We start from the raw sequence: 26,090 nt of genomic DNA on the forward strand, positions 1-26,090 counted from the left end.
ACATGAATCCCCTTGTTACAGATATTCCAAATCTAGATACGCCCGCCCCCTATATTCGCGAGTGGAAGGGACAAGATGGCCTAACCCGGATTCAACTCCCCAGCGGCCACGAGGCAATCAGCCTTACCGATTACGATCAGGTTAAAGCCCTCATGCTCGACCGCACCGCCAGCCGGTCCCTCTGCAACGTAGAGGGCGGTCCCTCATTCATGCCGACCAACTGGGCGCCAGAGGTCCTCATTAATCTCGATGCTCCTGTCCATGGCCAGGTTCGTAGATTCGTTTCTCACGAGTTTAGCGCTCGCGCTATCAGTGCTCTCGTTCCCACGATCATCGACTTAACCCATCAATGCCTCGATACTCTACAAGAATCTTCCCAACCAGATCTTGTTACAGACGTATTTCGTATCGTTCCTGCACAGGTAGTCTGCACTATACTTGGAGTAAGCACAGATCTCGCCACATGGATGAATAACCTAGGGCGGATAATACAGATGGCGCCCCGTGACAATATTGAGATAATTGAAGAATCCTGGACGGAGCTATACGGCTGGGTTCAACGGCTGGTGGCAGGAGAAGAGTATTCTACTCCCGGAGGCTTGGTCGATGTCTATAGAAAGCGTTCCACCCAACCAGAATTCCATGATCTCTCCGAGACCCTCATAGCTGGAACAGTCATGGGAATCGTCCTCGGCGGTGATAATAGCGTAAGCACCATGCTTTCAAAAATCGTCTATGCAGCTTTAGCTTTTCCCAAATTCTACAGCGGAATTGTCTCAGGAAAAATACCAGTAGAGGGTTTCGTTGAGGAGATCTTGCGCCTTATGCCGCTAGGCACTCCCGGCTCCTTCCCTCGAAAACTCACACAACCCCTCCCTATTGGCGATAAAGAATTATCGGTGGGCACAATCGTTTATCCGCACATCAATGCGGCCAATCGAGACCCCAAGGTATTCGAGAAACCACTAGAGATCAATCCTTTCCGTCCCGGGAAAAAGCACCTACAATACGGTTACGGCATGCACCGCTGCATGGGTTCCGCTCTAGCGCAAATCGAGCTCATTACGATAATTGAAACTATTGTGGAACGTTTTCCTAATATCCAACTTTCTCTTGCCCCCTCGGATATACCCTGGGATAGAGGAATAGGTTTGCGCAGACCTTCCCATCTTCCCGTTTTCCTTGGCTAGAAAGGGTCAGAAGATCATGAAAAAACACTATGACGTAGTTATCGTCGGTGGTGGCCCCGTAGGAATGTTGGTCTCCAATGAGTTAGCACTTCACGATATTTCCGCTGTGGTGCTGGAAAAACGTCACACGATCAGTGAATACCCGAAAGCAGGCACCTATCATGCGCGTGCTATCTCTACTCTGATCCGTCGGGGCATCGTCGCTTCTCCGCGTCGCACTACCGATCACTTAGCTAACACAGTCGAACCTTTTCAGTTCGCGGGCTACCCCTGGCTCAGTCTCCGCACACGCACAATTGATGGCCCAGTCATGCTTGGAATCGCACAAGCGGATCTCGAACGAGCAATTAGCCGCCATGCGGAAAGCTGCGGTGCGCAAATTTTGCGAGGGCATTGTGTGACTGCCGTTTCACAAACAGAGACGGAGGCTTCTATCCAGTCTTTTGACGCTGAAGGGAATGAGTGCTCTTTCACCGCAGACTACGTCATTGGCGCTGACGGTGGACGGAGCATAGTACGGCAATCAGGAGATTTTGATATTCAAGAATATGCTCCCACCATGCGGGCCATGCTCGGTTTAGTCTCCCTCCCCCACCCAAATCAGATTCCTAACGGCTGGTCGCACACTCCTCGAGGGTGGACTCTACTGAACCATAACCCCTACGGGGAGAGCCGACTGATTGTTTTTGAATTCGATGGCCCAGTCTCCGATCGTAAGACTCCGGTTACCCCCGAAGAGTTTTCTTCCGCCGTTGAACGCGTCGTCGGCAACCCCGTAGAACTCGTTTCTCCTCATTACTTGAATCGGTTTAGCGATTATAGTCGCATAGCCCGAAACTATCGAGATCGCCGCCTCTTCCTCGCCGGGGATGCCGCACACATCCATTACCCTCTCGGAGGCCAAGGCCTCAATACCGGAATCATTGATGCGGTGAACCTGGGATGGAAAATCAGTGCAGTCCTCTGTGGGGCGGCCGAGGAACAATTGCTCGATACTTACGGAAGCGAACGGGAATCAGCAGGCCAATGGCTGATTAATAATACTCGCCTGCAATCCCTCATGATGAACCCTGCCCCTATCTACGACACAATCCGTCACACCATGGCGGAGATGCTCTGCCACCAGGAATCACACGATTGGCTAGCCGACCGTATCAATGGGGTGTCTGCTCAATACAGCGTGGGATTGGAGGAATATCCGTATCTTGATGGAACGTTCATGCCCGATTTAGAAATCGTGGTAGATGAGGAGATTACTACTATTAGCAAACTGCTCGGTGATGGTAAATTTTTACTTCTTTCAACGAAAAAAGTCCTCGAAAATATCACAATTCCTAAGTTCACTAATCCCATACCCCTCAGCAAGGAACTACACAATGACTTCCCGGAAGTCATTGTCGTTCGTCCCGATGGTTATATTGCATGGGCAGGCAGAGCGAAAGAAGAGAAAACTATGTTATCCTGCTTGCGTAGTTACTTCTCACTGACCTGCGATGACGAGGAAAAGGCACATGACTGAGAGTTGGTTCCTTGTAGACACGGTAGGTGATTCCCCCTCCGTCCTGCGTATCGGCGCTCGGTCAAAACAATGGCGTCCACTCTCCAATGAATTCCGAGGATCAGTGCGCACCACCGTCCTTCGACTCTTAGAGACCGTCCTGAATAACCTCAAACAATCTCAGGTGCTTGTAGATCTTGCCGGACCACGTCTAGCCGTAGCCTTTCCAGTATTAGGAGTTACACGCCACGTCCACGGGGTACTGATGTGGATAGGTGATCCCACATATAGCCTCCCCAGAGAACCAGAAACAGAGGCATGGGAGTGGGACCTTTCCGATCGGATCGTTCCCTCCGCCGTTGTTAAAACCAAAACTCCTTTTTCACCAGGAGAAACGCTGACAGACTGGCTATCCCGTTTTTCCCGACCAGCAGATATTCTGCGTGTAGCTCAACAAATCCGCACAGCGCAAACGGGAGCAAGACATAGTGGGGAGTATCTTGATCAACACCAGCGCGTCCATAAGTACACAATGCGGTGCGTGGATACCTTTGAGGGCACCAGAGTGGTAGGTGTCTCTGTAATTCTGCCAGAGATCCTCCCCCTCACCGATGCTGATGTTGTATCTAGGTATGTATTAGATCAGACCGTAAAGGCGGCAAAACACGCACCCGCTTTCCTGGACGCTGATTCACACCGCGTGGTTGCGTGGCTTTCTCCACAACGGCCCAATCTCCCCGAGGCCGTATTACACGGTTTTGATCCCCTCCCTATCCTGCCCGGGGAAACCACGCCAGTGGCCACCACACGTGACATCCTCCTCGCTCATATCCCCGTACAGCCCAATCCCCGGCAGCTTGCCTAGCGATCCACAACCCCAGTTGTACTGCCCAGAGAGAATGTCCAGTCTGGTGATCGGCGGTCACTTCCCGATCTCGGAATAAGATCTATCCCTACAGTAGCCCCTGCGCCAGGGCGCAGTTCCGATAACGATTCGCTTCACCGTACATGCCCCACTCGAGCCTTCGTTCTCCCGATTAGCAATCCCTCATCTCATGCGTAGCTCCCCAGAACAGACCCCTGACCTCATTGGGAGGACGAAGCAACGCAGGACACCCCATCTGACCCAAACAGTTGCACGGTGATTTATTTCATGGAAGAATATAAATATCGCCAAAGATCCTTCACCCGTTTGGCGATTACCTAACCTGTAAGGAAAAGGACGATGAGCAAGAAATTCACCCAGATTGCATCCGGCATAGCCGCGACGTTCCTCATTTCACTCGCCTCTCCGGCCGCACATTCCGAGCCCCTCACCACTGCCACAACAGCAGCGGTAAATGAAGATAAAACCGCAATCCCCCAGAACACAGACAGCAAAACCCATACTACTCACCCCACCAAGGAGACCACCGGGTTCCGGGATTCCTATGGTAAAGCAATCACCGGAAAACGATGTACCTAGTGCCCCCAGGTGGAACAGTCAGGCTCGATCCTGCCGGGGTTGAAGATGAAATTCTATTTGCCGCAAGGAGCTAAAAATGGACAGCAAATTTAAAGATCCCAAAACCGCAGCAACTGCCGTACTATCCGTCATCGCCGGAGTCCTCGCATACTGCTTCCTCATCGCCCCAGCCTTTGCCGATACCCCTTATTGGGATACCGCCTCACAGCAATTCATGGATAAGGGTATTGGTTACTCGATCATAGCCCTAGCGCTTGGAGCAATCTGGCTGACAGCCATTTTCTTCTCAAAGAAAAAGGAAGCCAAATAGAATGAGCCCTATGCGCGGACTCCTCGCGCATAGGCCTCATTTTCTTACCCACATCCCCATATGAAAACGTGCCACCGGGGCACCCCAACCCCGGCGGCACACCCTCATAGAGTAGGACCTAGTCCGCGTCATACTCCCAGTTCAGGGAGCGCTTCACGGCACGCTGCCACTCCCCATACAGGGCGTCCACCTGCTCTTGGTCCATCGCGGGCTTCCACACGGTGGTGGCGTCCTTATCCTGACGCAGCACGTCCAGGCTGTCCCAGTACCCCACGGAGATGCCGGCGGCCAGGGCCGCGCCGGTGGCGGTGGTCTCGATATTCTTGGGCCGCACCACGTTGGTGCCCAGGATGTCCGCCTGGAACTGCATGAGCAGTTCGTTCATGGTCATGCCACCGTCCACGCGCAGGTCGGTGATCTCCACGCCGGAGTCGGCCACCATCGCGTCGGCCACCTCGCGGGTCTGGTAGGCGGTGGCCTCCAGCACGGCGCGGGCCAGGTGCTTGCGGTTGGCAAAGCGGGTCAGGCCTACGATGACGCCGCGGGCGTCGGGCCGCCAGTGCGGGGCAAAGAGCCCGGAGAAGGCGGGGACGATGTACACGCCACCGTTATCGGGCACCTCGCGGGCGAGGTTTTCGATCTGCCCGGAGTTAGGGATGATCTGGAGGTTATCGCGCAGCCACTGCACCAGGGAGCCGCCCATGGAAACGGAACCCTCCAGGGCGTAGACGGGGCGCTCGCCCTCGATTTGGAAACACACGGTGGTGATCAGGCCGTTATCGCTCCACTTGGGCGTGGTGCCGGTGTTGAGGAGCAGGAATAGGCCGGTGCCGTAGGTGTTCTTGGCGTCGCCGGGGCGGAAGCAGCCCTGGCCGAACATGGCGGCCTGCTGGTCGCCCAGGACGGCGCGGATCGGCACGCCGGGCAGGGAGCCGCGGGCGCGGACCTTGCGGAAGTCGCCCAGGGAGGGGCGGATTTCCGGGAGCATGGACATGGGAATGTCCATGGCCTTGCACAGCTCGGGGTCCCATTGCAGGGTCTCCAGGTCCATCAGGAGGGTGCGCGAGGCGTTGGTGACGTCGGTGGCGTGGACGGCGGGCTCGCCCTCATCGCCCTCGGCGCCGCCGGTGAGGTTCCACAGCAGCCAGGTGTCGATGGTGCCAAAGAGGAGGTCGCCGGCCTCGGCGCGCTCGCGCGCCCCCTCCACGTTGTCCAGGATCCACTTGATCTTGGGCCCGGAGGGGTAGGAGTTGATGCGCAGGCCGGTGGTCTTGCGCCAGCGATCGGGGCCCTCCTCGCCGGAGAGTTCCACGCAGAGGTCGCTGGTACGGGTGTCCTGCCACACGATCGCGTTGTACACCGGCTCGCCGGTGTTTTTGTCCCAGACGATGGTGGTCTCGCGCTGGTTGGTGATGCCCACGGCGGTGATGTCGTGGCTGGCCACGTCACTGTCCGCGAGCGCGCTGCCCACGGCGCGGCGGGTGTTGTCCCAGATCTCGATGGGATCGTGCTCCACCCAGCCCTTTTGGGGGAAGATCTGCTCGTGCTCGAACTGCCCCGAGGCCACCTGGTTGCCGTCGTGGTCGAAGATGATGCAGCGCGTCGAGGTCGTGCCCTGGTCGATGGCCGCAACGTATTTGCTCTGGCTCATTTGGTTCACTTGCTCCGTTGTGTCTATCCGCATTGTTCTATACAACTAAGCCCCCGCGAGGGGGCCGTCGTTACTGCTACTGCGCTTCGCGCAGCGCCCTGTCTCTCCTTACGTACTCTAGCGATCTCTAGAGCGCGGCGAGCAGACCCACCGCCACGGCCGCCAGCATGGGGCCCGCCACGGGCACCCAGGCGTAACCCCAGTTGGGGTCACCCTTGCCGGGGATCGGCAGCAGGAAGGCGTAGGCCAGGCGGGGGCCGAAGTCACGCACCGGGTTCAGGGCGTAACCCGTGGGGGTACCCAGGGACATGCCGATGGCCACGATCACAAAGGCCACACCGAAGTAGGTCAGCGGGCCGAGTTCGCCGCCGGTGGGGCCGAAGGCAATGAAGATCAGCAGCACCGAGGTGGCGATGAACTCCGTGACGGTGTTCCAAGCGTTGTTCGGCTCGGCGGGAGCGGTGAAGAACACGCTGCTGCCCACGTTCTTGTTAGCTCCGGTGACGTTGCCCTGTTCGTCGAGGTTGTTGGCGTCGAAAAGCTGCTTGAACGCAGCCCAGGCCAACACCGCGCCGAAGATGGCTCCCAGGAGTTGTCCGCCCACGTATGCGGGCACCAGCGACCAGGACACCGCACCCTTGATCGCCAGCATGACGGTGACGGCCGGGTTGAGGTGTCCGCCGGAGACATCGGCCACGCTGGCGCCCACGTAGACCGCCATGCCCCAGCCAAAGGCGATGAGCACCCAGCCGGTGCCTTTACCGCCGGAGGTGCGCAGCGCGTTCACCGCGCACACGCCGTTGCCCAGGAGCAACAGCAGGGTGGTTCCAAGGAACTCCCATAGGAAAGCGTCAGTAGCAGTAAGCATCAGTCCTCCACCGAAGTGTCAATTGCTTGTCGGGAATCGGCAGCCTCGGTGACGATCGTGTTTGCGTCCTCATCCGTGAGTGCCTTCTCTGCTGCGAGCTCGGCTTCAATGCGCTCGCGGAAGGTGGCGATTTCCTTCGCCTTGGTGTCCTCGTCCCAACCCAGCACGGGAGCGATGAGGTCAGCCACGGCCTCGGCAGAGTCAAGACCACGATGAGAATACTCCATGACCACGCGCAGGCGGCGGCCCAGCACATCCTCCAGGTGCAGCGCGCCCTCGTGGGTGACGGCGTAGAGCACCTCGGCATTGAGGTAACCCGGCGCGGCCGCCACGGTATCCAGCAGGCTCTTATCCTCGGCGGCCGGGGCCAGCACCTCCTCGAAGAGGGAGCCGTAGCGGCCCAGCAGGTGCTCGATCTGCTTCTCGCTCAGCCCGTGGCGCGCGGCCAGGGTGGGCACCTGATTGGCCAGGGCGTGGTAGCCATCCGCGCCCAGGATCGGGGTTTGATCCGTCACGGACTCGGAAACTTGCTTGTGTACGTCCTGAAGCGCCAGGTCCACGGCATCCTTGCCGATCACGCGGTAGGTGGTGTACTTGCCACCGGCCACGGAGACCAGGCCGGGCACGCTGCGGGCCACGGCGTGATTGCGCGAGAGGTTGGTGGTGGAGTCCGAGCTGCCCTCCAGCAGGGGGCGCAGGCCGGAGTACACGCCCACGATGTCCGAGTGGGTGATCTGGCGGCGCACGCGCTTGTTCACCTCGGTGAGGATGTAATCAATATCCGCGCGGGTAGGGGCGGGATCGGGCTTGCTCAGCGTCTTGGCCCAGTCCGTGTCCGTGGTGCCGATGATCCAGTAATCGCCCCAGGGCATGACAAAGAGCACGGACTTCTCGGTGACGAAGGTCAGGGCGGAATCGGCCTCCAGCACGTTCTTGGGCACCACGATGTGTACGCCCTTGGAGGCGTGCACGGAGAACTTGCCCTTGGTGCCCGCCATCTTCTCGATCTCGTCGTTCCACACGCCGGTGGCGTTGATGAACACGGAGCCGCGAATGGTGGTCTCCGCGCCGGTATCGGTATCGCGCAGGCGGGCGGACACCACGCGGCCGTTAATCTTGTCCAGGCCGGTGACCTGGGTGGAGGTGCGCACCACGGCGCCGTACTCGGCGGCGGTGCGCAGCACCATCATGGTGTGGCGGGCATCGTCCACCTGGGTGTCGTAGTAGCGCACGCCGCCCACCACGGCGTCCTCGCGCAGGCCGGGATTGCGCTTGAGCACGCTGGAGCGGGTGAGGTGCTTCTGCATGGGAACGGACTTTGCGCCGCCCATGAGGTCATACAGGGTGAAGCCGCCGAACATCATCACGCGCTCCCACAGGCGGTGGGTGAGCGGGAAGATGAAGCGCAACGGCTTGACCAGGTGCGGGGCCAGAGTGGACATGTTCAGCTCGCGCTCGCGCAGGGACTCCGCCACCAGGCGGAAATCGAACATCGCCAGGTAGCGCAGGCCGCCGTGGAACATCTTGGAGGAGCGGGAGGAGGTACCGGCGGCGAAGTCGCGGGTCTCCACCACGGCGACCTTCAGACCACGGGTGGCGGCATCGACGGCAGCGCCCGCGCCCACGGAGCCGCCGCCGATGATTACGACGTCAAACTCCTCCTCGCCAAAGCGCCGCCAGGCGTTCTCGTAGGATTCGGGATTAAAAGTCTGCTTGCTTGTGGAAGCCATTGGTAGTAGTTCTACCCCTCTCTTCACGGTCGGCTATCGCTCGTGTTTTACGGCTTCACAGTAGCAAAAAGGCAGGGCAATACCGCTTGTCCAAAATGTCCACATTATGGTTTTGACCTGCGGAGTATGCGCTTTGCTCGGGGGTAGTTAGGCCTCCGGCTCCGCCTCCTGGGCCACGGCGTCCAAAAGCGGATGAAGTACCTCCGCCACGCCCGCCTCATCGCTTATCGACGTCGCGCTGGCCGCCTTTTTCAGCACCTCAGAGGGGGCGTCCGCCATCGCCACCGCCTTGCCCACCGCTTCGAGCACCGGAATGTCCGAGAAAGAGGCGCCAAAGGCCACCGCTTGGGCGGGGGTAATGTGCAGGGAATCCAGCGCCCGAAAAACGCCTAGACCTTTATTTGTCCCTGCCGGAAGGAGGTGCAGGCCGCGGCCCAGGGTGGGGACTATTTCCGCCACCTCTTTCAATTCTTTCCGCAGGTGGGAGGCTGTTTTTTTGAGATCCGCCTCCGCCACCTTCAGCACGCCCACCATGTTGTGATATTCCTCACCGTTAAGTCCGGTGCGCCACTCCAAAGACACACCCTGTCCCGCCTCCGCCACCGCGTTCTCCACGGCGCGCGTCCCCTCGGGATCAAAAAAGCTCTGGCTCAGCACCTCCCCCTCGGCGTCCAGCACCACCGCGCCGTCGTAACACACGCCCACGGTGGGCAGATCCAGCGCGGCGGCGGCCCGCCGCCACTCGTCCGGGCCAAACTCCGTGGTGAGCACGATGCTCGCCCCCTCCCCCGCCGCGCGGCGCAGGGCCTGCGCATCGCGCTCGTCGATAGTCCCATCGGTGCCCAGCAGGGAGCCCTCGATATTGCACACGATCGCCGCCGGAATCCCGCTGAATTGCGAGGTCACCCGGTGCGGCAACTTGCTCACGATCTGCTTGGACTGCGCGGCCAGGCGGGTCAGGGCCTCGTCCAGGCGCGAGCCCTCGTAGCGCTCCCACCCGCTGCTGGCCAGCTGGGAATACAGCATGGCGGCGCTGTTCTTGGCCTGCTCCATCGAGGTGGCAATGCGATCGCGCCCCTCCTTGGCCCCCTGGGAGACCTCGGCGGCCAACTCATCCATGTTGTTTTTCAACCACACCATCATGGCGGTGCGATCCTCCCCGCCGGAATCCTGGGCGAGTTTTTCCTGCGCGGAATCATAGGCCTCATAAGCCCCGGCCACCAGGTTGCGGCTGACCTCCCTGATCTTCTCGCTCAGCCCGGTGAGGTCCTCGCTGAGCTTGCGGATGCGGTAGCGCTCCTTTTCCACCGCGCTATCCTCCCGCTGGGTCACCTCCGGGGAGGGGGCGCCGCCGCCAAAACGCGCGGGAACCCAAAACTCGTTGGCCGGAAACTCCCCGTAATCGCGCTGATACTGCTCCCAGAGGTTCTCCAGGCCCGCCTGCATCTGCCCGCGCAGTACCTCGGTGTTCTCCTCCGGCGAGCCCTCCGGCTCCCAGGGCTCCAGCACGGAAAGATAAATGGGCGTGCGGCTGCGCCCCAGGTTGCGCTTGCCGCCCTTGGTCCACAGCCGCTGGGAGCCAAAGGACACCAACGGAATCACCGGAACCCCGGCCTCCTGGGCGATGCGCACCGCCCCGGTGCGCAGGTTCTTGATCTCAAAGCTGCGGGAGATGGTGGCCTCCGGGAAGATCCCCACGATCTGCCCCGCCGAAGCCTTGCGCACCGCCTCCTCGAAGGAGGCCGCGCCGTCGATGCGATCCACCGGAATGTGCTCCATGATCCGCATGAGGGCACCCACCCCCGGCTTTTCAAAGATGGTGGACTTGGTCATGTACCGCACCAGGCGTCCGCGCAGGTGAGGCACGTATCCGCCGAGAATAAAGTCCATGTACCCGGAATGGTTCATCACCAACACCGCACCGCCCTTGCGCGGTATCCGATCCCGGCCCTCCACGTGCATTTGGAGGCCCTGGACGGCAATAACAGCGCGCGCCACACGGATGATGCCTCGATAAACCATATCCTTCAGAAACATAAACGGGAGTATAGTTCAGGCCAGCCGCGCGACGCGCGAGGTTTGTGCCGCATGTGCGGCACTTTTTTAGACGTTATGGGCGTTAAGCCAGTTGATCACCTTGTCCATCGCCTCGCCCTTGGCGGGCTCGTTGAACACCTCGTGCATCTGGCCCTCCCAGTACACGATCTCCTTGTCCTGGGAGGCAATGCCGTTGTACCAGTCCTGGGCGAAGTAGCTGGGCACCAGGCCGTCCTTGGTGCCGTGCATGATGAGGGTGGGGGCGGTGAAGCGATCCGCGTTCACCCCGTCATAGAAGCCCGCAAACACCATCTGCTGCACCATGCCCAGGCTCAGCTTCTTGTTCACCAGGGGATCGGTCTCATACTGCGCCGACACCTCGGGATCGGAGGCCACTCCATCCGTGAAGGCGTTGGGCACCTGGATCTGATCGGTGAACGGGGCGGAGGGAACGTGCACGTCCACGCGGCCGGGCAGCACCTGCTGGGCGATCTGCCCGTTGAAGGTAGTCAGCTCCGTCAGCGGCAGGCGCTCGGAGAGGGTGGGGTCCAGCTCGCGCTGCTTCTGGGTGATCTCCTGCGGGGTGATCACCGGGCCCGCCTCGTTGCGCCCGGAGAGGTTGATCGGGGCGCCGCCGCCATTGGTGATGATGCCGGCGACCTCGCCGGGGTACTTGATCCCGTAGAACTGCGCGGCCAGGGCGCCCATCGAGTGCCCGAGCATGAAGGTCTTGACGTTCGGGTTCTCCGCCTTGGCCTTCTGCGTCAGAATGTTCACGTCATCCACCAGGTAGTGGAAGTCATCAATGTGCCCGCGCACCACGGAATTATCGGCCTCGGCGGTCTTGCCGTGGCCCCGGTGATCCAGGCGGTAGACGTTGTAGCCGTCCGCCAGGAGGCGATCGGCCACATAGTCATAGCGGCCGGAGTGCTCGGCCGCGCCGTGCACCACCACCACGTTGCCCTTGGCATTGGGCACGGTCTGGGACTTCCAGTACACCTGGGTGTTCTTGCCGTCCGCGCTGGTGAAGTAGCCCTCGTTCACGGCGGCCTGGGGGGCGGCCGCCACCGGAGCCGCGCCAGGTGCCGGAGCGATAACCTGGGCACCGGCCGCGGCGGGGGTCAGGCCAGCCAGGGCGAGGCTCAGGGCCGAGCCTGCGGCGACAACGCGGAGGGACTTGCGCTGGGAGGTCATGAGTTTCCTCTTTCTTAACGTCTTTTACTCACGGCAGCCTGCGGCGCGGCCCCTCGCGGAAATATCCAGGAATCGCCGCGCCCGGCGTATTGAGGCAAATCATAACCTCCCCCTTATCCCGGATAAATGGTACGGCTAAGAAAACCTTTCAAAAGTCCTGGTTAGCGTTCTTCCGGCACCCCTATCCGGGTGTATTAGAACGCATATTTGTTTCCCATAAAACATATATCCCCCGCCAATAAGCAGGGGATATACCTGGTGAGGGGCTGGGAATTGCCTTAAGCCTCCGGCTTTATTGAGCACACAGGCCCACCAACGCCACAGGCTCCACAGACCCCGCAGGGCCCATCCAACCCTAGCGAGGCTCCAATACCTCCTTGCCCACGAACGGGCGCAGCGCCTCCGGCACCACCACGGAGCCATCGGCCTGCTGGTTATTCTCCAGGATCGCCACCAGCCAGCGGGTGGTGGCCAGCGTGCCGTTAAGCGTGGCGGCCACCTGGGGCTTGCCGTTCTCATCGCGGTACCGGGTGGACAGGCGGCGCGCCTGGAACGTGGTGCAGTTCGAGGTGGAGGTGAGTTCCCGGTAGGTCTGCTGGGTGGGCACCCAGGCCTCGGTGTCGAACTTCCGCGCGGCGGAGGAGCCAAGGTCGCCGCCCGCGACGTCGATAATGCGATACGGCACCTCCACGGCGGAGAGCATCTCCCGCTCCATGTTCAGCAGCGCCTGGTGCTGAGTGGCGGCCTCCTCCGGCTTGCAGTACACAAACATCTCTAGCTTGTCGAACTGATGCACGCGCAGGATTCCCCTGGTGTCCTTGCCGTAGGAACCGGCCTCGCGGCGGAAGCAAGAGGACCACCCGGCGTACTTGATGGGTCCCTGGGAGAGATCAATGATCTCCTCGGAGTGGTAGCCCGCCAGAGCCACCTCGGAGGTGCCCACCAGGTAGAGGTCATCGCGCTCCAGGTAGTAAATCTCCTCGGAGTGCTCGCCCAAAAAGCCGGTGCCGTTCATAATCTCCGGGCGCACCAGCACCGGGGGAATCATCACCTGGAAGCCGGCGTCGCGCGCCTTCTGCGCGGCGAGGGTGAGCATGCCGAGTTGAAGCAGGGCGCCGTCGCCGGTGAGGTAGTAAAAGCGCGAGCCGGAGACCTTGGTGCCACGCTTCATATCAATCAACCCCAGGGACTCGCCCAGATCCAGGTGATCCTTGGGCTCAAAATCGAACTCGTGCGGCTGGCCCACGTGCTCCAGCACCACGTAATCGTCCTCGCCTCCGGCGGGCGCACCCTCCACCACGTTGCCCAGCTTCATCTGAAGCGCCATCACGCGCTCCTCGGCGGACTTCTGTTCCTCCTCCGCCGCCTTCACGCGCTCCTTGAGTTCATTGGAACCCTCCAACAGCGCGGGGCGCTCCTCGGGGCTGGCCTGGCCGATCTTCTTGCCAAAGGCCTTCTGCTCGCTGCGCAACTCATCGGCCTGCTGAATGGCCTGGCGGCGGGATTCATCGGCGGCGAGCAGGGAATCGACCAGCGCGGGATCCTCCCCGCGGGTGACCTGGGAGGCGCGCACTACATCGGGATTATCGCGGAGAAACTTCAGATCAATCACGCGCTCAAGCCTACCGCCCCCGCCGCTTATCGACGTCGCGCGGCGCGGCGTCGATAAGCACTCCTGCCCCGTAGACTCAACCCCATGCCCCACCCAGAGCTTCCCCCGGGCAAGGTGCTCGGCGGCACCGCGCCCAAGCACACGCAACTGCGGGAAATCCTGGAGGAGTTCTGCGCCACCCGGCTTCAACCCGGCGACATGCTGCCCAGCGAGCGCGCCATCGAGCAAACTTACGGCGTTTCCCGCATCACCGTGCGCCGCGCGCTCAGCGATCTGGTGGCCGCCGGGAAACTCCGCCGCGAGCGCGGCCGAGGGACCTTCGTGGCACCCAGCCCGCTCGTCTCCCGGCCCCACCTGGCCTCCTTTTCCTCCGAAATGCGCGCCCAGGACGTGATGGCCTCCTCCCGCATCCTGCTCGCGGAGCGCAGCGCCCCGCCCCCGGAGGTCGCCCGCTGGTTTGGCACCCCGGAGCACCAACCCCACATTCGGCTGCGCCGCCTGCGCCTGGGTAACAACGAGCCCTATGCCATCGACGACGCCTGGTATCACGCCGGGCTCGCCCCCGACCTGCTGGAAACCGACGTATATAACTCCGTGTACACCATCCTGGAGCGGCGCTACGGGCTACGCATTACCGACGCCACCCAAACCATCACCGCCGTGAGCGCCACCACCGGCGCCGCCGTGCTCCTGGACGTCCCGCCCAAAACCGCGTTACTCAGCATCGAGAGGCAATCACGGGCCGGGGAGGCCCGCGTGGAATACTGTTCCTCCGTGTACCGCACGGACCGCTACCGCATGAAGGCCCGCGTGTCCCGTTCCCGAGATGATTACAGTGGGTAACTGTTATGAGCCTCCCTAAAACCTGGCGCACCGCCCTCTCCGTGCGCACCGCCCTGATCGGTGCCCTCACCTCCGCCGTCGGCCTGGTCTCCTTTAACCTGGTCGCCGGGCAGGAGGACGCCCCCCTCCAGGCCTCCCCCAGCGCCACCAGTTCCTCCCATGCGGAGGATGGCACGAGCACCGAGCACCCGGAGGGTGCCGCCAAGAAAAAGGAAGCCCAGCCCTTCACCGCCGCTCAGCCCGGGGCCTGCCTGACCTGGGACGTGGCCGAGGACGGCACCGTGAGCAACTTCGCGGAGGCCCCCTGCGAGGGCGATCACCGCTTTGAGGTCTCCGCCCGCCAGGATCTGGGCGCCTACCCCTCCTCCGAGTTCGGGGACAAGGCCGCCCCGCCGGACGTGACCCGCCAGGCGCAACTGCGCTCCGAACTCTGCCACAACCCCACGCTGCGCTACCTCGACGGCCGCTTCGACCCCTCCGGGCGCTACTCCATCGCCTCCATCCTCCCGCCCGCCGAGGCTTGGGCCGGTGGCGATCGCACCATGCTCTGCGGCCTGCAATCCACCAACCCCGCAGGTACCCCGGAGATCACCCACGGCACCGTGGGTAGTCAGGACCAGGCCCGCGTGACCCAGCCCGGGCAGTGCGTCTCCGTCAATGCCGCCAACTCCCTCGGCGTGGTGGACTGCGGCGAGGACCACCAGCTGGAAACCACCTCCGTGGTCAATCTCCTGGAAACCTTCCCCGAGGGAATCCCCAGCGTGGAGGACCAGGACAAGCACCTCCAGGAGGTGTGCACCAAGGCCGCCGAGGACTACCTGGGCGGCCCGGAGAACCTGGAAAAGACCACCCTGCAAATCTACTGGGGCAGTATTCCCTCCGAGTCCTGGATCGGCGGCTCGCACAGCGTGAACTGCTCCCTGATCAGCGCCCACGGGGAGAGCGGCTTCAACTCCCTGCGCGGCAGCGCCACCGGGGAGTTCACCATCAACGGCGCGCCGCCTGCGCCCGAGGAGATCACCCCGGCTCCCGCCCCTGCCGCCGACGCGGGTGCTGGCACCGCTCCGGGGGTTACTCCGGGGGACGCTGGCGCCGGGGCCGCCCCCGTGGCCGGACAAGGAGTACCCACCTCATGATCGACATCAGCGACGAGCGCTTCGACGAACTGGTGGATTCCGCCCTGGCCCGAATACCCGATGAGTTTGCCGACCGCATGCAAAACGTGGTGATCCTGGTGCGTGATTACCGCGAGGGCAATTCCAACACTCTGGGGCTCTACGAGGGGGTCTCCCTCACCCGACGCCAATTCACCCACACCGGGCACCTGCCCGATACCATCACGCTCTACCGGGGTGCGCTCATGGACTACTGCACCTCGGAGGCAGACCTAGAGGAGCAGGTATACATCACCGTCATGCACGAGGTGGGCCACTACTTTGGCATGAGCGAGGAGCAACTGCACCGCCTGGGGTGGGGCTAAACCTGGGGGCACATGGGCGGCCTGGCGCGCCACCGGGTAAGTAATTAAGACGTGAAAGATTTTGATTCCCTCCGCGCCTGGGGCGGCGATCTCCTGCGCGGCGAACAGGTTATCCTCCGCCCCGTGCAACCCACCGACACCAGCGCCCTTGCCGCCTGGTGGAACGACACCGGCGAGGCGATCCTCCAACAAAACCGCATCGCCCCGCGCCCCACCCACCACGCGGAAAGCCTCTTTGACTCCTGGAGTTCCAACGACTCCCCCGGCGGCTTCGGCTACGCCATCGAGGATCATCAGGAAAACCTCGTGGGACACGTGACCCTGTGGGGCCTTGCACTCCCGGCACGGATCGGCACCCTGGGCATCGTGATCGGCCCGGAATACCAAGATCAGGGATACGGGAAAGACGCCATGACCATAGCGCTGCGCCTGGCCTTTGAGGAGATGGGCGCGCACAAGGTGGAACTACAGGTGTGGGAATACAACACCCGCGCGCTTGGCCTGTACTCCTCCCTCGGCTTTGTGGAGGAGGGACGCCGCCGGGCCGCCGTGTTCCACCAATCGCGGTTTTATGACCAGGTGCAACTGGGTATGTTGCAGGAGGAGTACGCGGCGGGGAGGGAGGATTAATCCTCCCGCATGATGTGCAGGTATTCGACGAGCGCCTCCTCAATCACCTCAAGGGGTAAGCGATCGGTGGCCATGCAGCGCTGCACCACGGCCGCGCGCACGTCCTGGGGGAAATACGCAAGCACCGCTCCCGGACCCGGCCGCCAGGCAGAGGGGTCTACCTCATAGCCCCGTTCCGCCTCCTGCACCATTGCGTCCAATTCTTCTTTGGTGAAGCCAGCGTAGTCGTCCTCAGCACACACTTCTACCGTAACACCGAAATGAGAATAGCTTTTTCTATCCGCGCCAGAAATTCCCACTATTCACCACTCCCATGGGGCAGAAAAGAATAACTCATCGTTAGTTCATTATGCACTATAAGTTCATAGCCGTGACCATTTCTATTAGCCCCCTCAACCAAGGCGTCAATTTCTTTCAGGTGAAAATGCCTCTACACACCCACATAAGCGAGCGCAAGCAATACCAAAAGAGTCAGGAACGCCACCACAAGAATAACAATTCTCCTATTACTAAGCTCGCGCGATTTTGAGTCTTGAGCACCCATTTAAAACTCCTCCAAGAGAGAAAATTCTATCACGTAACCGTCAGACAATAATTACCCACCGTAGCACAGATCACCCCCATCCCCATTTGATCTTCACATTACCCCCGAAACACCCACCGCGATTGCAGCAGATAATTCAACGTCGTTGCGCACGCCTGGGAGGTCACCCACGCCGCCGTGATCGCCCAGGACCCGCTGTATAAAAAGGCCCGGCACAGCGCGTCCACCGCCACCGCCGTGCCAAAACTCGCCCCGTAGGCAACCCCGGCGCGCAGCACCTCGGCCGGGTTTCTCTTACCGCTAAAGGTCACCATGCTATTGAGCAGGTAGGCCACCGTACTGCCCACGATGAAACTCCCCGCCCGCGAGGGAGCAAAACCCACGCCCAGCCATAACAGCGCGGCGCGCGAGCCATAATCGCACAGGGCGCTGAACACCCCCACTAAAAGGAAGCGCCACAGATTCGCGCTCAACATTAATCCGCTACTGCTCCCGCAGGCTATCCCAGTGCACCACGTCCCAGTGCCCAAAGTCCCGCACGCCCTCATCTCCCACCGGATTGAGTTCTACGTATTGGCAATTAGCCAGGTAGGCGGCAAAGGCCTTCTCCGGGTCTACCCCTGCGGCGTGGGTGCTCACGGTGCGAATGGCCCCGCCATGGCTGACCACCACCACATCGCCCGCCTCGGGCTCCGCGCGCAGGGATTCCGCTATCTCACCGAGCACGGGCTTAAACCTCCCGAGCACGTCTCGGTAACCCTCGCCTCCGGGTATGCGGGCGGCCTCGTCGCCATGCAGCCAGCCATAGAATGCCTGCTGGTAGGCGTGGTGCGCGGCGGCGTCGCCACGCATTTCCATCTCCCCCACGGAAACCTCGTGCAACCCGGCGCGCACACTCACCGGCACGGTGCCTTGGGGGAGCCCACGGGCCTGCTCGTAGGCGGCGGCCACGCCCATCGCGGTTTGTTGGGCGCGCAGGGCCACGGAGGTGACGATCTCGCGGATACGGCCCGGTCGTTGGGCCAGCGTCAGGCCGCCCTCGGTGGCCTGGGCGCGGCCGATCTCGGTGAGTTCCGCGCCCGGTGGGCGAGTATCGAGCAGCCGGGAGGCATTGCTATAGGTGCGCCCGTGGCGCAACAGAATCAGGTGAGCGGTGGTCATGGTAATTCCTTTCCGGTGCGGGCGGCGGTCACCCAGTCCATCACGGCGGCCACAGCCCCCTCGGCCTCCACCGAACCCTCCGCGCCCCCGGCGGGCCAGGAGCCCAGGAAGGTGAGGGTCTCCGCGCGCAGCCAGAGGTCGCGCAGGGCCTCGGCCACGGGGGTGTCGTCGATATGCCCCACCAGGTCCACGTAGAAGTGATAAGCGCCCAGCCGGTCGCGGGTGGGGCGGGATTCGATGCGGCTCATGTCCACGCCTCGACGCGCGAACTCGCCCAGGGCGGCGGCGAGGGTTCCCGGCTGGTTGGGCAGGGTGAACACCACGGAGGTGCGGTCCTTTCCGGTGCGCGGGGTGGGCACGCCGCGCGGCCCCACCAGCACGAAGCGGGTGCGGGCCTCGGCCACGTCCGCGATGTTTTCCGCCAGGACGTCAAGGTTCCAGAGGTGCGCCGCGCGGTGGGGCGCGGCGGCGGCGTCGGCATGGCCCTCCGCCACGGCGCGCGCGGCGGCGGCGTTGGAGGAAGCGGGAACGAACTGCGCCTCCGGCAGGTGCCGGGCCAGCCACCCGCGTATTTGTTGGTGCGCCACGGGGTGCGTGCTCAGGGTGCGCACACCCGCGAGGTCGGTGCCGGGGCGCGCCATGAGGCTAAAGGCTATGTGGAGGTCCGTTTCCCGGTAGATCTGCACGCTGGCGCTGCGCAGGGCGTCGAAAGCCTGGGTGACGGGCCCGTCCACGGAGTTTTCAATGGCCAGGCAGGCAAACTGGGCGCGCCCGGTGCTCACCGCCGCCACGGCGCGCGCGGGGCTGTCCACCGGCAAAGGCTCGATCTCCGGGGCGGGCGCGGCAAAGGCCCCCTCCTCCGCGAACTGCCACAGTGCGGCCTCGGTAAAGGTACCCGCGGGGCCCAGGTATGCCACGGTGATCGTCATGGTGTTCCAGCCTATCCTGGTGACCATGCCTTTTGCTGCACCTCCCGGCGGCGGCGCTCCCTCGCCCGTGCAGGCGGTCACGGACTTCGCCCACGCCATCGCCGGTCTGAGCCCCGCCGAGCACGGCTTTAGCCACCTGGGTATTCAGCGTGCCCTGATCCGCGCGGAGGCCCTGGAGCGCACCTCCTGCCTGTGCTCCCGCCCGCTGCACGGCCTGGTGATCCCGGTCAAGGATCTCTACGACGTCGCCGGTATGCCCACCACCTTTGGCTCCCGCGCCCGCACGCGCCAGGCCACCCGCACGGAGCCCTTCGTGCGCCGCCTGCTGGAACGCGGCGTGGTGGTGCCCGGCAAAACGGCCACCTCGGAGCTGGGCATGACGGCCTACCTGGAGCCCACGGACCTGCCCACCGTGGATAATCCGCGCTGGCCGGGCCGCACGCCCGGTGGTTCCTCGGGCGGGGCGGCGGTGGCGGTGGCGCGCGGGCTGGTGTCCGCCGCGCACGCCTCCGATGGCGGCGGTTCCATCAGGATTCCCGCCGCCGCCTGCGGGGTGGTGGGGTACAAGCCCCCGCACGATAGTTCCGGCGGGGTGTTCTCCACCCAGGGTTTCATCACCCGCAGCGTGGAGATGAGCGCCCTGCTCCACGGCCTCACCCTGCCCGCCGAGGTGCCGCGCCTGACGGTGGGACTGCTCACGGAACCGCTCTTCGCGGAGGTTGAGGTGTCCTCACGCTGGGGTAGCGCCGCCGAGCGCGCCGCGCGCCTGCTTATCGACGCCGGGCATCGCGTCATTCCCGTCGCGCCCCCGGCCCAGGCTGGGGAGGTTTTTGGTGCCTTCCGCACGATCTTTAGCGCCCGCGCGGCCACCATTGCCCCGGCCGAGCCCAGCGGGGCGATGGTGCGCCACCTGCGCACCCGGGGCGCGCTCATCTCTCCCCAGGAACTCGCCCAGGCGCAGCGCGTGCAGGCCACCATGCCCGCGCTCGCGGACGTGGACGTGGTGCTCAGCCCCACCCTCGCGCACGATCCCCCGCCCATCGGGCATTTCTCCACACTGCCCCCGGAGGAGGACTTCTGGGCTCAAACCCGCTGGACGCCCTGGGCCTCCTGGTTCAACATGAACGGCCAGGCGGCGGTGAGCGTGCCCTGCGGCGGGGCGGGTGCCTCCGTGCATCTGGGGGCAATCACCGTTCCCCCGGAGATCCTGCTGGCCCTGGCGCGGGAGGTCAGCGATGACGTCACGCCTGCGCCTTGAGATTCTGCTGGTCCTTGCCCTCACCTTTGGCACCGCCGGGGTGCGCGCGACGTTGCGGCTTATCGACGCCCTCGCCTCCGAGGTACCTCTTTCCGAGCAATCCGTGACGCTCAACGCCACCCAGTCCACGCACGCCTGGCTCAATATCGGGTTGCAATTGTGCTCCGCCGTCACGCTCTTTGCCTGGGGCGGGTTGGCACTCTTTCTGCTGAGCCGCGACCGTATTCCGCTTAGCCTTACCCCGCGCCGCAGCGATCTTCCCTGGGGCGCGGGCCTGGCCGCCCTCATCGGTATCCCCGGCCTGCTCTTGTACCTCGGTGCCCTGCACCTGGGCCTGAGCAAGGAGGTCGTGGCGGCTCCCTCGGGTGGGGTGGTGGCCTCGGTGATGCTGCTGGTGAGCGCGGCGACCAATGCCTTCGCGGAGGAGATCGTGGTGGTGCTGTGGTTATGCACGCGCCTGCGCCAACTGGGCTGGTCATGGTGGGCCGTCGCGGCGGCATCCTCCCTGCTGCGCGGCTCCTATCACCTGTATCAGGGGATCAGCGCGGGGGTGGGCAACATCGTCATGGGATTGATATTCTGCTGGTTCTTCCGCCGCACCGGCCGCGTATGGCCCCTGGTGGTGGCGCATTTCCTCATCGACGCCGTGGCTTTCCTCGGCTACTCCGCCCTTGGTGGGCGCCTCCCGTGATCTAGGGTGGTACGCATGGATTCCAGGGGTTATGAGGAACATCGCCGGAATCGCGGAGCCCAGCAGCGCCACGATCCGCGCGGCGACTACGTGCTGCGTGCCGACGGCACTCCGCTCACCGACCGCTACGGCCGCCCCGTGCGGCGGCGCTCCTCCTCGGCCCGTCAGCAGCCGCCCAGGCAACAACCATCCCGCCAACCGCAGGCTCGCCAACAGCACCGGCGCGAGGTTCCGCCGCGCCGCGAACGCCCCCGCCAGGAACGACCGAACCAATACGTGCCGCCCGCCGGAAGTAATCGGCGCGCGCCGCAAGCCCGGCAAACTCCGCCCCCGCGCAATGCCTATGCAGAGGGCCCCGGATACACCCGGCAATACGTACCCCCGGCTCCTTCTACACCCGCGCGGGCGGAATCGCGTCCACCCCGGCGCGCGCCCCGTATGCCGCAGGCGGCGGTAGGAGGAGCCCGGGGATCTGCGCGGAAGCGCCCTCGGCTCTCCCTGCCCTCCTTCGGTTGCCTGGGGTGCGTGGGCTGGCCGCTAGCCATCGTCTTAGTGTTAAGCATCGTGCTCACCCTCTGGGCGGATACCAAACTCACCCGCGTGGAGGCGCTTCCCGAGCAGCAGGTGGATAAGACCTCCGGCACCAATTGGCTGCTCGTGGGTTCCGATTCCCGCCAGGGACTCTCCGAGGAGGACGTGGCGCGCCTGGGCACCGGCGGCGACATCGGCGTGGGCCGTACCGATACCGTCATGCTCCTGCACATTCCCCGCAGCGGCAAGGCCAGCCTCGTTTCCCTCCCCCGCGATTCCTACGTGGCCGTGCCCGGCTACGGCATGGACAAACTCAATGCCGCCTTTACCTATGGCGGCCCGCAACTCCTCACGGAAACGGTGGAGCAAGCCACCGGCCTGCGCATTAATCACTATGCGGAGATCGGCATGGGTGGGCTGGCCAACGTGGTGGACTCCGTGGGCGGCGTGGAGGTGTGCCCGGAGGAGCCCATCGACGATCCCCTCGCGCAACTCTCCATTCAGGCGGGCTGCCAAAAGGTCGATGGCCCCACCGCCCTGGGCTACGTGCGCACCCGCGCCACCGCGGGCGGCGACCTAGACCGCGTGCAGCGCCAGCGTGAGTTCTTCTCTGGACTACTCAAACAAACCACCAGCATGGGCACCCTGCTCAATCCATTCCGCATGATCCCCCTGATTTCCGATACGGCCTCCTCCTTTACCGTCGGTTCCTCCGATCACGTGTGGCACCTCGCGCGGGTGGCCCTGGCCATGCGCTCCGGGGTGGAAACGGTCACGGTGCCCTACGCGGGCTTTGCCGATTATGACGTGGGAAACGTGGTGCTCTGGGACGAGGCCGCCGCCGAGGAACTGTGGGCCTCCATGCGGTAGGCCCGAGGCGGGACACAGCCCCCAACACGGGTAGAGCCCCAGCCCAGCAGAGGAGGAGGGAGTGCTGAGGGCGGGGCCATAGGCCACCCCGTAATAGGGGAACTAGAGACTAGAAGTTCTTGATGGCACGCCGCATGCACAATCACGGGGTTTCTGAGGAAAACATCAAGCCAGAGAGTGATATATGCCATAATCTGCAATCTAGGTGCAGAACTTTTACGGGTAATACTTTTACATCACTACAGATATACGCAAGAAATAATACACCGGGAAGGATGCGTCCATATCTAATGAACATAGAAAAAATTATCATCCGCCACAATGTCTATCCACCGGAGGACATCAACCCCACCTACTACGTATTCTTCTGGACGGAGGAACTCTTCGATGGAGAGATGCATTATCAGCGGGAATCTTTCGCCCTGACGGGAGCCACCTCCGTGATCGAAGCCAATGACTGGCGGCTGACCCACGCTCAGGGACGGCTCTCCGCCCTCATCCTCCCTCAGCCACGGAAAAACTTCCTAGGCATGGAATACCCCGGCCTCATCATTCTCGCCGGGGAGTATCCGGATGGGCCGGAACTCACGGGGAGTCTCCAGGGGCAATTCTTCGCGCCCTGATCCCCCGACATGCCCCGGCCTCTCGCGGCTATTTTAAGGAGCCGCCCCTACCCGCGCGCGGACTTTTCCTGCACAGGGTCCCCCTGGGTTTTCCTCCGCACCGCGATCCTCGGCCGCAGCACAAAATAGATCACCCACCCCACCACCGGGGCCAGCAACACCAGCAGAATCAGCGCCACGGTCTCGGTCACGGTGGCGGGCAGTCTGATGATGTCCACCACCAACGCGATGATGACCACCAAAGAGAACAGCAGAAAACCGCTCCATATCAGATCGTAGGTCATGGGCAGCATGGGGTTGCTGCCGCTCATTTCCAGATTCGCCACTATGCCTATCATCAAATCCAGTCTATAAGCTTTGGCTGCGGCGGCACCGCGTCTATCTCCTCCACAGGAATACCTTTTTCCTCCGCCTCTATCACCTCTGGTGGCACGGGCCGCCCAGCTATCTCGTAATACCAGCGCGGCAGGAACTTCCCCAGGCGGTGCCGGACCGTAATGGTCGCACGGGCCCTGGCCGCCGCCACGCGCGGGGTCTCGCCTTCCCGAAAATAAGATTTAGACATCGGTTTATCCTTCCTCGGAGTCCTCGTGCTCAGAACGCTGCACAATCAGAAAATTGATAATTTCCACCTCAGTATGCGTGGCCAAGGGGCTTTGACTAAGGCAATCTATAAGTTCCCACCCCGTGACCATCACTTCTTCTCGCTCATCATATACCTTTTCCATCGCCCAGGTGTACCGTTTCCACCACTCAGCACGGTTATCGCTCTCGGTTTTCTGCGCCAGGGTCCGTACCGTGTACCTCAACCCCTGCTGCGCGATCGACAGACCCACCCCGGCAACGAGCACCTGTAAGAGACGGACCACCACGTCCCAATCCACCCGACATAACCACAGCGCCACGCTCATGCTCACCACTGTGCCCACCCGCGCCACCACCATGCCCCAGACGTCACCGCCGCTGTGGATAACCCTTGTAATCCACAGCCCCGGCGCGCCCCGTACCGCCTACCGCATCAACTCCGCAGCCCCCGGCTCATCACCACCGCTAGCAGCGCAAACACCACCACACCCACGGCGCTATACCCGGCCATCTGAATAAACTCCCAGGCACGTTCCACCTTGGCGGCCACCTCGATTGCCAGATTTGCCTCCCCACCGTCCAGATTTTCCGCGAATCGGTGAGCCACGTAGACGTTATTAATAGCCCCCGCCACGGTGCCCCCGAGTGCGATTCCGCAGACACAGCTCAGGATGATACTGCCGTCCCGCGCCGTCTCCCTGTTCCATCGCACCGCTCTCACCGTCTCCTTATCGTTTACCCGCTATCGGATCGTCACCTGGCGGGACTTGATGTTCTGCAATTGCTTGCGTTCCTCGGCGTTCAGCGGTTCCTCGCTGGCCACCTCGGCCTCAATCGCCTTATTCAGGGTCACCAGGTCCTGCGCGTAGGTTTCGTGCTCACGGGCGGGGTCAAGGTCAAACACCGGAACCACAAGCCCGTGGGTGCGGAACGTCCCGGCAAAGCGGGAGCCTTCACCCAGGTTCAATTCGCCGCGCGCGGCAATGCGCGCCAGGGCCGCCAGCAGGCGATCCTCGTTGTCCTCCGTGCGCACCCAGCGGATATGGGCCTTATCCCCACCGGGGTAGACCCACCACACGGCACCGGGGACGTCGGCGGTCACGCGGTGGGAGGGCACGATCGCGTCGTTCGCCGCCTGGAGGGCGCGCATGGTGGTGGCATCACCGGTCATGCTCTCGGGCACCCACCAGGAGAAGTCCTGATGAACCTCGATGTCCAGCGGAGCGGCCGGATCGAGCAGATCGCCCAGGGCGGGCTGGGAGCCGTCGGCAGCGGTGGACATCAGGCTTTCCCCCGGCCCGGCCTGCGCCGCCCAATTTAGGGCATGAGCGAGGTCGCGCCCAGGATTGTGGGAACGCGCCTGCACTTGCAGGGCCACCAGGGCCTCGCCGCCGTGCTTTTCCTCGCGCACCAGGGCGGCGGCTGCACCGGGCAGAACCGTTACCAGGCGCACGGGGCGCGTGGCCCCCTTCACCTCTACCGTCGCGGTGGCGGAGGGCACGAACTCCTGAAGCGCCACCAGATCGGCCTCGGAGGCAAATCCGCCGTAGGGGCGGGGGTCCTTTTCCAGGGCGGCGCGCTCGGCGGCCCGCTTGGCGAGCTTGGCCTGGCGGCGGCTCATGCCCTCGGGCAGGTCATCGTTCTTCTTATTCTTCTTGGCCATGCCCTCAAAGATACGTCAAGGCCAGTTCCGGTTTATTAGTCGCCAGCATGTCCACCCCGTGCTCGCGGGCCCACACCATATCCTTCGGCTCGTCCACCGTCCACACATAGGTGGGCAGGGCGCGCGCATGAATCAGCGCCGGGTGCTGCCGCGCACGCTCAATGGACATGCCCAGCCCCGTGGGCACACCCACCGTCGGATCACAGGGGTGCAGCAGGCGGTGCCAGGCTCGTCGCAGGTAAATCCTGTCCATTTGCGGCGCCAGGGAGTGCATTCTGCTTATCGACGCCCCCGCAAAACTAATAACATGCACGCGCGGATCATCGAGCAGGCCGTGGTAGGTCAGCCTGCGCACCAACTGCTCCTCCAGCATGCGGCCATAGCGCAGGGGGTGCTTGGTCTCTATATAGAGGTGGTGGGGGTGCGGCTTGGCCATATCCAGCAGGTGATCCAGGGTAAGCACCTCCTGGGGGTGCTCCTCCGAGCCAAAATCCAAGCGCTGCAATTGCGCCAGGGTGTGCATGGACACGCGCCCGCTGCCGGTGGAAACGCGATCCACGATGGGATCGTGGATACACACCACCTCGCCGTCCCTGGTCAGGCGAATATCGCATTCCACCCCGTGAATGGGTAGTTCAAAGGCCTTTTCATAGGCGATCGCCGTGGACTCCGGGTAGCGGGAAGAATAACCGCGGTGCGCGATGATTTTCACGCCCACAGGTTACGC

Annotated in this window: 29 protein-coding genes; 13 read left to right on the plus strand and 16 right to left on the minus strand. The window is 62.9% G+C overall.

Going from position 1 to position 26,090, the window contains the following annotated elements; all coding sequences use genetic code 11:
* Positions 1–2: 2 nt before the first annotated feature.
* The 5 genes from OLW90_RS10860 to OLW90_RS10880 all read left to right on the plus strand — a co-directional run bounded on the left by OLW90_RS10860 (position 3) and on the right by OLW90_RS10880 (position 4,463).
* A complete protein-coding gene (locus tag OLW90_RS10860) occupies positions 3–1,190 on the plus strand; it encodes a cytochrome P450 (protein ID WP_319650112.1) in 1,188 nt (395 codons plus the stop codon).
* A gap of 16 nt (positions 1,191–1,206) precedes the next feature.
* Positions 1,207–2,709: an FAD-dependent monooxygenase gene (locus tag OLW90_RS10865; RefSeq protein WP_319650113.1), complete on the plus strand. Its 1,503-nt coding sequence runs from the start codon at positions 1,207–1,209 to the stop codon at positions 2,707–2,709.
* Entirely contained in the window at positions 2,702–3,553 is an 852-nt protein-coding gene (locus OLW90_RS10870) for a GAF domain-containing protein (protein ID WP_319650114.1), read from the plus strand. The genes OLW90_RS10865 and OLW90_RS10870 overlap by 8 nt, the downstream gene beginning before the upstream one ends.
* A 360-nt stretch (positions 3,554–3,913) precedes the next feature.
* Positions 3,914–4,153 (plus strand): hypothetical protein, encoded by a 240-nt coding sequence (locus OLW90_RS10875; RefSeq protein WP_319650115.1) that lies wholly within the window; start codon positions 3,914–3,916, stop codon positions 4,151–4,153.
* 76 nt (positions 4,154–4,229) lie between these two features.
* Positions 4,230–4,463, plus strand: a complete 234-nt coding sequence (locus tag OLW90_RS10880) for a hypothetical protein (protein ID WP_319650116.1) — start codon at positions 4,230–4,232, stop codon at positions 4,461–4,463.
* Positions 4,464–4,581: 118 nt separating this feature from the next.
* On the opposite strand, the gene glpK is transcribed toward OLW90_RS10880, so the two are convergent.
* From glpK to serS, 6 genes are all read right to left on the minus strand, one after another.
* Entirely contained in the window at positions 4,582–6,114 is a 1,533-nt protein-coding gene (glpK, locus tag OLW90_RS10885) for a glycerol kinase GlpK (RefSeq protein ID WP_319650117.1), read from the minus strand.
* A 127-nt stretch (positions 6,115–6,241) separates the two neighbouring features.
* Positions 6,242–6,982: an MIP/aquaporin family protein gene (locus tag OLW90_RS10890; RefSeq protein ID WP_319650118.1), complete on the minus strand. Its 741-nt coding sequence runs from the start codon at positions 6,980–6,982 to the stop codon at positions 6,242–6,244.
* The gene (locus OLW90_RS10895; RefSeq protein WP_319650119.1) at positions 6,982–8,712 is read right to left on the minus strand and encodes a glycerol-3-phosphate dehydrogenase/oxidase; all 1,731 of its coding nucleotides are present in this window, start codon (positions 8,710–8,712) and stop codon (positions 6,982–6,984) included. Before OLW90_RS10895 ends, OLW90_RS10890 begins: the two co-directional genes overlap by 1 nt.
* A gap of 147 nt (positions 8,713–8,859) precedes the next feature.
* Positions 8,860–10,749, minus strand: a complete 1,890-nt coding sequence (locus tag OLW90_RS10900) for a 1-acyl-sn-glycerol-3-phosphate acyltransferase (RefSeq protein WP_319650120.1) — start codon at positions 10,747–10,749, stop codon at positions 8,860–8,862.
* 66 nt (positions 10,750–10,815) lie between these two features.
* Entirely contained in the window at positions 10,816–11,943 is a 1,128-nt protein-coding gene (locus tag OLW90_RS10905) for an alpha/beta hydrolase (protein WP_319650122.1), read from the minus strand.
* A 355-nt stretch (positions 11,944–12,298) separates the two neighbouring features.
* The gene (gene serS / locus OLW90_RS10910) at positions 12,299–13,555 is read right to left on the minus strand and encodes a serine--tRNA ligase (RefSeq protein ID WP_319650123.1); all 1,257 of its coding nucleotides are present in this window, start codon (positions 13,553–13,555) and stop codon (positions 12,299–12,301) included.
* An 84-nt stretch (positions 13,556–13,639) separates the two neighbouring features.
* Between serS and OLW90_RS10915 the strand changes: the two genes are divergently transcribed.
* The 4 genes from OLW90_RS10915 to OLW90_RS10930 are packed head-to-tail and all read left to right on the plus strand — an operon-like array spanning position 13,640 to position 16,508.
* On the plus strand, positions 13,640–14,398 hold the full coding sequence (locus tag OLW90_RS10915; protein WP_319650124.1) for a GntR family transcriptional regulator: 759 nt from the start codon (positions 13,640–13,642) through the stop codon (positions 14,396–14,398).
* A 5-nt stretch (positions 14,399–14,403) separates the two neighbouring features.
* Positions 14,404–15,534 carry a septum formation family protein gene (locus tag OLW90_RS10920; RefSeq protein ID WP_319650125.1) on the plus strand — a complete coding sequence of 377 codons (1,131 nt, stop codon included), beginning with the start codon at positions 14,404–14,406 and terminating at the stop codon, positions 15,532–15,534.
* Entirely contained in the window at positions 15,531–15,878 is a 348-nt protein-coding gene (locus OLW90_RS10925) for a metallopeptidase family protein (RefSeq protein WP_319650126.1), read from the plus strand. The genes OLW90_RS10920 and OLW90_RS10925 overlap by 4 nt, the downstream gene beginning before the upstream one ends.
* A 51-nt stretch (positions 15,879–15,929) precedes the next feature.
* Positions 15,930–16,508, plus strand: a complete 579-nt coding sequence (locus OLW90_RS10930; RefSeq protein ID WP_319650127.1) for a GNAT family protein — start codon at positions 15,930–15,932, stop codon at positions 16,506–16,508.
* Here OLW90_RS10930 and OLW90_RS10935 read toward each other — a convergent pair.
* The 4 genes from OLW90_RS10935 to pheA all read right to left on the minus strand — a co-directional run bounded on the left by OLW90_RS10935 (position 16,505) and on the right by pheA (position 19,142).
* Positions 16,505–16,750, minus strand: coding sequence for a hypothetical protein (locus OLW90_RS10935; protein WP_319650128.1), 246 nt, complete (start codon positions 16,748–16,750; stop codon positions 16,505–16,507). The genes OLW90_RS10930 and OLW90_RS10935 overlap by 4 nt on opposite strands.
* Before the next feature lie 400 nt (positions 16,751–17,150).
* The gene (locus OLW90_RS10940) at positions 17,151–17,528 is read right to left on the minus strand and encodes a GtrA family protein (RefSeq protein WP_319650129.1); all 378 of its coding nucleotides are present in this window, start codon (positions 17,526–17,528) and stop codon (positions 17,151–17,153) included.
* 7 nt (positions 17,529–17,535) lie between these two features.
* A complete protein-coding gene (locus OLW90_RS10945; RefSeq protein ID WP_319650131.1) occupies positions 17,536–18,213 on the minus strand; it encodes a histidine phosphatase family protein in 678 nt (225 codons plus the stop codon).
* A complete protein-coding gene (gene pheA / locus OLW90_RS10950) occupies positions 18,210–19,142 on the minus strand; it encodes a prephenate dehydratase (RefSeq protein WP_319651882.1) in 933 nt (310 codons plus the stop codon). Before pheA ends, OLW90_RS10945 begins: the two co-directional genes overlap by 4 nt.
* A gap of 25 nt (positions 19,143–19,167) precedes the next feature.
* Here pheA and OLW90_RS10955 point away from each other — a divergent pair, with 25 nt between their 5' ends.
* The 4 genes from OLW90_RS10955 (at position 19,168) to OLW90_RS10970 (ending at position 23,115) form a co-directional block, all read left to right on the plus strand.
* Entirely contained in the window at positions 19,168–20,400 is a 1,233-nt protein-coding gene (locus OLW90_RS10955) for an amidase (RefSeq protein ID WP_319650132.1), read from the plus strand.
* The gene (locus tag OLW90_RS10960) at positions 20,378–21,091 is read left to right on the plus strand and encodes a CPBP family intramembrane glutamic endopeptidase (RefSeq protein WP_319650133.1); all 714 of its coding nucleotides are present in this window, start codon (positions 20,378–20,380) and stop codon (positions 21,089–21,091) included. The genes OLW90_RS10955 and OLW90_RS10960 overlap by 23 nt, the downstream gene beginning before the upstream one ends.
* A 15-nt stretch (positions 21,092–21,106) precedes the next feature.
* A complete protein-coding gene (locus OLW90_RS10965) occupies positions 21,107–22,492 on the plus strand; it encodes an LCP family protein (protein ID WP_319650135.1) in 1,386 nt (461 codons plus the stop codon).
* 290 nt (positions 22,493–22,782) lie between these two features.
* Positions 22,783–23,115, plus strand: coding sequence for a hypothetical protein (locus OLW90_RS10970; protein ID WP_319650137.1), 333 nt, complete (start codon positions 22,783–22,785; stop codon positions 23,113–23,115).
* Positions 23,116–23,162: 47 nt separating this feature from the next.
* On the opposite strand, the gene OLW90_RS10975 is transcribed toward OLW90_RS10970, so the two are convergent.
* The 6 genes from OLW90_RS10975 to OLW90_RS11000 form a co-directional block, all read right to left on the minus strand.
* Complete coding sequence (locus tag OLW90_RS10975) at positions 23,163–23,453, minus strand: hypothetical protein (RefSeq protein ID WP_319650138.1); 291 nt, start codon at positions 23,451–23,453, stop codon at positions 23,163–23,165.
* A complete protein-coding gene (locus tag OLW90_RS10980) occupies positions 23,453–23,680 on the minus strand; it encodes a hypothetical protein (RefSeq protein WP_319650139.1) in 228 nt (75 codons plus the stop codon). Before OLW90_RS10980 ends, OLW90_RS10975 begins: the two co-directional genes overlap by 1 nt.
* A 4-nt stretch (positions 23,681–23,684) precedes the next feature.
* Entirely contained in the window at positions 23,685–24,026 is a 342-nt protein-coding gene (locus OLW90_RS10985) for a hypothetical protein (protein WP_319650140.1), read from the minus strand.
* A gap of 107 nt (positions 24,027–24,133) precedes the next feature.
* Entirely contained in the window at positions 24,134–24,421 is a 288-nt protein-coding gene (locus tag OLW90_RS10990) for a hypothetical protein (protein WP_319650141.1), read from the minus strand.
* Between the two features lie 21 nt (positions 24,422–24,442).
* Complete coding sequence (locus OLW90_RS10995) at positions 24,443–25,363, minus strand: DUF5926 family protein (protein WP_319650142.1); 921 nt, start codon at positions 25,361–25,363, stop codon at positions 24,443–24,445.
* A 4-nt stretch (positions 25,364–25,367) separates the two neighbouring features.
* Positions 25,368–26,075 carry a glycerophosphodiester phosphodiesterase gene (locus OLW90_RS11000; RefSeq protein WP_319650143.1) on the minus strand — a complete coding sequence of 236 codons (708 nt, stop codon included), beginning with the start codon at positions 26,073–26,075 and terminating at the stop codon, positions 25,368–25,370.
* Between the last annotated feature and the right edge of the window lie 15 nt (positions 26,076–26,090).

It is taken from the genome of Corynebacterium sp. 21KM1197, from assembly GCF_033783015.1.
Lineage (GTDB): Bacteria > Actinomycetota > Actinomycetes > Mycobacteriales > Mycobacteriaceae > Corynebacterium.